General features: G+C 49.7%; 5 protein-coding genes and 1 rRNA gene. All 6 read right to left on the bottom strand.

Annotated features, from left to right (window positions below; translation table 11 throughout):
- Nucleotides 1-1,123 (bottom strand): 16S ribosomal RNA (locus LI015_RS15830); the annotation flags it as partial.
- A 576-nt stretch (nt 1,124-1,699) separates the two neighbouring features.
- Nucleotides 1,700-2,422 (bottom strand): CvpA family protein, encoded by a 723-nt coding sequence (locus LI015_RS15825; protein WP_227125631.1) that lies wholly within the window; start codon nt 2,420-2,422, stop codon nt 1,700-1,702.
- Between the two features lie 18 nt (nt 2,423-2,440).
- Complete coding sequence (locus LI015_RS15820; RefSeq protein WP_002565853.1) at nt 2,441-3,268, bottom strand: Cof-type HAD-IIB family hydrolase; 828 nt, start codon at nt 3,266-3,268, stop codon at nt 2,441-2,443.
- Nucleotides 3,265-5,793 (bottom strand): tetratricopeptide repeat protein, encoded by a 2,529-nt coding sequence (locus tag LI015_RS15815; protein WP_227125629.1) that lies wholly within the window; start codon nt 5,791-5,793, stop codon nt 3,265-3,267. Before LI015_RS15815 ends, LI015_RS15820 begins: the two co-directional genes overlap by 4 nt.
- Before the next feature lie 46 nt (nt 5,794-5,839).
- Nucleotides 5,840-6,436, bottom strand: a complete 597-nt coding sequence (gene recR, locus LI015_RS15810; RefSeq protein WP_002565851.1) for a recombination mediator RecR — start codon at nt 6,434-6,436, stop codon at nt 5,840-5,842.
- A complete protein-coding gene (locus tag LI015_RS15805; RefSeq protein ID WP_002565850.1) occupies nt 6,436-6,792 on the bottom strand; it encodes a YbaB/EbfC family nucleoid-associated protein in 357 nt (118 codons plus the stop codon). The genes recR and LI015_RS15805 overlap by 1 nt, the downstream gene beginning before the upstream one ends.
- Nucleotide 6,793: the final 1 nt, after the last annotated feature.

Here is a 6,793-nt window from a genome sequence, read left to right as displayed (position 1 = left end):
ACCTGCTGGCTACTAAGGATAAGGGTTGCGCTCGTTGCGGGACTTAACCCAACATCTCACGACACGAGCTGACGACAACCATGCACCACCTGTCTCTCTTGCCCCGAAGGGAAGGCGCCGTTACACGCCGGTCAAGAGGATGTCAAGACTTGGTAAGGTTCTTCGCGTTGCTTCGAATTAAACCACATGCTCCACCGCTTGTGCGGGTCCCCGTCAATTCCTTTGAGTTTCATTCTTGCGAACGTACTCCCCAGGTGGAATGCTTACTGCGTTTGCGACGGCACCGAAGGGCTTTGCCCCCCAACACCTAGCATTCATCGTTTACGGCGTGGACTACCAGGGTATCTAATCCTGTTTGCTCCCCACGCTTTCGAGCCTCAACGTCAGTTATCGTCCAGTAAGCCGCCTTCGCCACTGGTGTTCCTCCTAATATCTACGCATTTCACCGCTACACTAGGAATTCCACTTACCTCTCCGACACTCTAGCAAAACAGTTTCCAAAGCAGTCCCAGGGTTGAGCCCTGGGTTTTCACTTCAGACTTGCTTCGCCGTCTACGCTCCCTTTACACCCAGTAAATCCGGATAACGCTTGCCCCCTACGTATTACCGCGGCTGCTGGCACGTAGTTAGCCGGGGCTTCTTAGTCAGGTACCGTCATTTTCTTCCCTGCTGATAGAGCTTTACATACCGAAATACTTCTTCACTCACGCGGCGTCGCTGCATCAGGCTTTCGCCCATTGTGCAATATTCCCCACTGCTGCCTCCCGTAGGAGTTTGGGCCGTGTCTCAGTCCCAATGTGGCCGGTCACCCTCTCAGGTCGGCTACTGATCGTCGCTTTGGTGGGCCGTTACCCCGCCAACTGGCTAATCAGACGCGGATCCATCTCACACCACCGGAGTTTTTCACACTGTACCATGCGGTACTGTGCGCTTATGCGGTATTAGCAGTCATTTCTAACTGTTATCCCCCAGTGTGAGGCAGGTTATCCACGCGTTACTCACCCGTCCGCCACTCAGTCAATCGAATTCCATCCGAAAACTTCCTTCAATTGCTTCGTTCGACTTGCATGTGTTAGGCACGCCGCCAGCGTTCATCCTGAGCCAGGATCAAACTCTCATGTTTAAAAGTTGATTCCAGGTTTCAGACTACTTAGCTTGGCTAGTTATCTTTAACCTTCATTACTTGGTTTTGTTCTGAATTTTCTCAAATCCAAAGGCCTAAACCAGACCTTTTGTTTTTAGAATTTTCAGGGTTTTACATACTGTCTAATCTTCAATTATCAAGGTTCTTTGTTGTCGGCTGCCTCAGCAGCAACTTTGATAGTCTATCACATTTGCAACTGTTTGTCAACAACTTTTTTTATTTCTTTTTTGTTGTCTGTCTTAGCAGCAACTTTTATATATTACCATATCTGTTACTGTTTGTCAACAACTTTTTTAACTCATTTTTTCGAGTTGTCCTACCGTTTTTCGCGGTGGACCTTTAATATATCACTACTTTATCAACTTGTCAAGGGAATTTGTTCCATTTTTTTATACAATTTTCAACTTTATTTTCGCACCACTAAATGTGCTTATTTTTTCTGTATATTTCTATATTTTGTGGTTAATAAAAAAATCGCTGCTTACAGATGTTTCCATCCCCTCCCAGCGATTTGTTTTAATTATATATATTAAAGGAACAATTATATTTTTTCTTCTATAGAATACCCCGGATAATACCGCCCAGTACAATATTAATCAGATTGTACTGATATAAAAACCGCAGCCAGGTACTTGCGTTGATCTGTTCCTCCAATGTCATTCCCAAAGGTGTGGCGGAAAAGATTCCCACCAAAAAACAGCCAATCCAAAGAAACAGAAGTCCCTGGATTAATCCCAGTACTGCACCTGCTATATGATTCAATCCATACAATATAGGCAGCCGCGCTATAAGATCCAGCCACCGCACCACCAGATGAATCAGAATATAGACCACTGCAAACAGGATGATGGAACTAACTGCATTGATGAGAATGTCGGCCAAATATGTGCTGACATATTCAGCAAACTGGTCCACTCCCAGCATATGATAAAACTCGCTGTTATTGTTTTCAAGCAGCGTTTCCTTAACGGATTGGGGAAGATTCAGGTTCTCAATGACAATGCGCTGCGCTGCCGGAAGCTCCGTGTTTTCCGCGGATGGTTCCTCCCAGCCAGCTGCATCCAGTATGGCCTCTGCCGCGCTCTGGCGTATGGACGGATTATCCTTGATAAAATCCGTCATATACGGAGTGGCAATCTTCACCAACACAATGGTAAGTATCAGCGCTCCCAGGGATACGCACTGCTTCAGCGCTCCCCTGTAATGTCCATACAGCACCATACCAATGAGAAAAACTCCTGCACCGGCAGACAGCCAATGTTCTAATATCATGTCCATATAATTTCAGTCTTTCTTTTAGTTGAATATCAGGCGTTCTATGGCGTCCGCAACTCCATCCTCATCATTTGTCAGCGTAATCTGATCTGCAGCGTTTTTAGCTATGTCCAGTCCATTTCCCATGGCAATGCCCACTCCGGCTGCTTCCAGCATGGAGAGATCATTTTCCCCATCGCCAAATGCCATGGTGGCCTCAGGGGCAATCCCAAGATAATCTGCCAGCCACATAAGCGCAATACCCTTTGTGGCTCCCAGAGCATTGATTTCCAGATTATTATACAGGGATGAACTGATGACAATGCCTTCTACAGCTGATAGCTCTTTTCGCAGCGGAACTATGTCATTCACATCAGCCAGATATACGTTGACTTTCTCCACATCCTTCTTACATTCTGTTACGTAATTCAGGATATTGGGAACAACATCCCTGGTAGAGAGCACCATCTTCTGAATCACAGGACTCAGGCCGAAGTCTTCCATATGTCCGATGAACTCAGGCTGGGAAATCCCTCTTCCGTCTATATACGGATCATACATCGCCCTGTACCTTTTAACGATGTCCATGACTTCCAATGCCTTTGCATTGGATAGTGTACACCGCTTCAGACTGGTTCCCTTAACAAGGTCCGCTACTGTTCCGCCGTTGGTGGATATGGCATAGTTGACTCCCGGCAGAGACCGTACTTCCTGCGTGATACCATCCACTGCCCTGCCTGTGGTCGGTACAATCTGTATGCCCATACGGGCGCAGCGCTCCAGTGCCCTGCGGTTGCGCTCTGACAGATTTTTCTGGCTGTCCAGCAGGGTGCCGTCAAGATCCAGTGCAATCAAACCTATGGTCATCATATAAAATGCTCCTCTTTCAATATCAGAAGACCGTCCCTGTCATACTTGGACGAGAATATTCCTGTTATCCGCTTTATGAAGGATGGATTCTCCGCTTTATCAGCAGCTTCCTCTATCAGGTCCTCAGCATTTACCTTTGTAAGGGGTACGCCGTCTTCCTCCATAATTTCAATGCGCTCATAGAGGGCCAGCATGCTCTTTCCTGATATGCTGCAGTCAATATCGCTGGCATATTGGCATGCATACTGGGCAAATTCATCAATATCCATCTCCTGCTGGTCATCATAATCCGGTTCTTCCGGCTGAGGCAGAACCGGCGGGGTTTCCGCCGCCTTAAGGGAGACTTCTTTATGTTCTTCCCTGGGGGCAGCCGGCTCCGGGCGGCTCTCTTCCATTTTCCTGCGCTCCGGCTTTGGTTTCTGTTCTGTTCCTGCTTTACGTTCTGCGGCCGGCTTCTGCTCTGTCTCTGGTTTTGGAAGGCTCCTGATGGCAGCTGGTTCCGCTACCGGCTGAACCTTGCCCACAGCCGGTTCTTCTGTCCGTCTCAGAGCTGTCCTGGGCGCAGCCGCCTCTTCCGTCTTCCGAAGCTGCACAGGACGTACAGGGCGGTCATCTCCTTCCGGCGCCACATAAGCAACCTCTTCCGGCCCCATCTTCCCTACATATTCAAACCGTTTGGCCAATCCTGGATATACCTTATGAATACGGGCCAGGTTACCCGCCACGTCTATAAGGACTACATTCATACCGGTCTCATCCCTGGCCATCAGCTGGTTCAGCTCCTGGAGGGTGGATTCCTCCATGGCGCCCGCCTGTTCAATAATCAGGTCCTTGCCTGTTAACTTGTCCGCAATGGCAAATACACCTTTGCTGTTAAGCTTTTCCCCTGTTATCTTGGCGGCCTGGTTCTTAGCCCCTGTTTCCTTATGAATCTTCTTAAGAAGTTCAATGGCCTGGTCCAGACCTGAACTGGAATACTCGGCTTCTATCATGAAATGATGGGATTCCTGGACAGATGACTCTCTCCCCAAATCCTTTATATCGGTCAATACACGTGTCTGGGCAGATGTTGTCTCCGGCCTGTGACGTCCGTCTGATATCCTGGACATCTCCTTTGCCAGATTTGCCTGAACCTCCGCCTCATGCATTCTCGCCCGCACGGCTTCATCTGACAGAATCCGGGGCTTATCCGGCATCCACTGGGACTGTGGCTCCTTTAGCGGTTCCTCTCCTTCATCCGAATCCTCAGACTCTATGGTAACCCGGGTGTGTGCGCCCTCATCCTCATATGGTTCCTCTGCCCCAACAGCAATCCCGTGGTGTTCCTCCGGATACCCGGCCTCGGCGCCGTCCTGCGTATCTTCCTGCACATTCTGGTCCGGATATTCATTTCCGTAACGGCCCTGCCGTGCATATACCTCCTCAGAACCATCTTCATCCGTATAGGAATCTTCCTGATATGCCTCTGCCTGATATCCGCTTTTCTGATAATCACGCTCTGAATAATCGTCCTCCGGGTATCCTGCTTCTGTATATCTGTCATTCTGATACTCATTCTGGGCATACCGGTCATTCCGATACCCGCGTTCTGTGTATCTCTCCTCCGTATATCCGTCTTCCGCATACCCGCTTTCCGGATATCCGTCCTCTGCATACCCATCATTTGGGTATCCGTCTTCCGCGTATCCGTCTTCTGCGTATCCGTCCTCCTGATACCCGCCTTCTGCGTATCCACTTTCCGAATATCCGTCCTCCGGGTACTCCGCTTCGGGCTCCGCTGCAAAAGCAGCCTCCTGGCGGGCCATGTAGGACTGGGGAGAGACTTCCGTTTTCTTCTCGGGCACGGGTTCATAATCCGCAGGCCTTTTTCCGGCGCGGTACTCCTGCTCCACTGCCTTGAGACGGGCCTCATACTTATCCCTGTTTTCCACCAGATCCATCTGGTACTTTGTCAGAGGCGCAAACTGTATCTTAAGCTCCATGGCCTTCTCCACATATTTCCCAAGGCCGAACATAAGCATAATCTTATCGCAGGTCATGATGCAGAGTTCTCCCATACCAGCCTCCGCATACAGCTCTGCCAGCTCATAGATCCATTTTTCATCCAGTTCAATGTTGCAGTACTGTTCCAGGGTATGAATCAACTGCTCCGCGGGCGCTCCCTTAGCTCCCAGAATCAGGTAGCGCAGGATATACTGTCTGGGATCATCCGGCGCCAGATCACAAAACTCCCTGTAGTAATCCTCTGCCTCCTGGAAACTGCCCTCCTTGATAGCCAGCTCCGCCAGCTTGAACAGCAGGCGCTTTCCTATGGGCGCCCGCTCAAATGCCAGCAGCAGAATATCCTTGGCCTCCTGGTACTCTTCGTTCTTCTCATAGATGGTTGCCACCATGGACAGAATGTTTACATTCCTCACTCTGCGCCAGTCTATGGTATCGGCTATCTTCATGGCCGTTTCATAGTCCCCGCGGCTTACCATCTTCTTAATCTGCTCAACTTTTATGTTAAACTCGTATTTATCCATCTTTTGCATCTCCCTATCGCTAGTTCCCGGTATGGAAATCTGCTGTCTAAAGTTCCGTCCTGCCTTCCAATGCCCGAAGAAGTGTTACTTCGTCTATGTATTCCAAATCTCCGCCAACGGGTACTCCGCTGGCAATTCTGGTCACTTTAATCCCTGTAGGCTTTATCAGCTTGCTTATGTACATAGCTGTGGTCTCGCCTTCCAGGCTGGAATTGGTCGCAATGATGACTTCCTCTACATCCGACTGGAGCCTCTGCATCAATTCCTTCAGCTTTATATCCCCCGGGCCAATCCCCAGCATAGGAGAAATGGCGCCATGCAGCACATGATAAACCCCATCGTATTTGCCAGTTTTCTCATAAGCAGCCAAATCCCTGGTATTCTCCACCACCATAATGGTCTTATGATTCCGCCTGTCACTGCTGCAGATAGGGCACAATTCCTTGTCCGTCAAGGTGAAGCATTCCTTACAATAGCGCACGTTATTCCTGGCGCCTGTCATGGCTCCCGCCAGCTCCTCCACCTGCTCCTTCGGCATGTTGATAATGTGAAATGCCAGGCGCTGGGCCGACTTGGCCCCAACTCCGGGGAGCTTGGACAGTTCCTCTATTAACTTGGTAATCTGACTGCTGTAATAATCCATTAGAAGGGAAAACCTCCGCCCAGTGCTCCGCCTAAGCCGCCTGTCAGCTTGGACATGGCCTCGCTGCTCTCAGCCTCCATCTGGCGGAATGCCTCATTGGTGGCTGCCACAATCAGGTCCTCTAACATCTCGATATCATCCGGGTCCACCACGTCGGGAGACAGCTTAACAGATACCACTTCTTTTTTGCCGGACACGGTCACACTGACCGCACCGCCGCCGGAAGCAGCCGTGTATTCTTTATTTTCAAGCTCCTTGGTGGTCTCCTCCATCTGGCGCTGCATACGCTGCGCCTGCTTCATAAGATTATTCATGTTGCCAGGCATTCCGCCTGGAAATCCGCCACGTTTTGCCATG

The sequence above is a fragment of the Enterocloster sp. 210928-DFI.2.20 genome, from assembly GCF_020554465.1.
In the GTDB taxonomy this organism is placed as follows: domain Bacteria; phylum Bacillota; class Clostridia; order Lachnospirales; family Lachnospiraceae; genus Enterocloster; species Enterocloster bolteae.
Note: the sequence above shows the minus strand (reverse complement) of the source record. Positions and strands in the feature narration are given on the sequence as shown.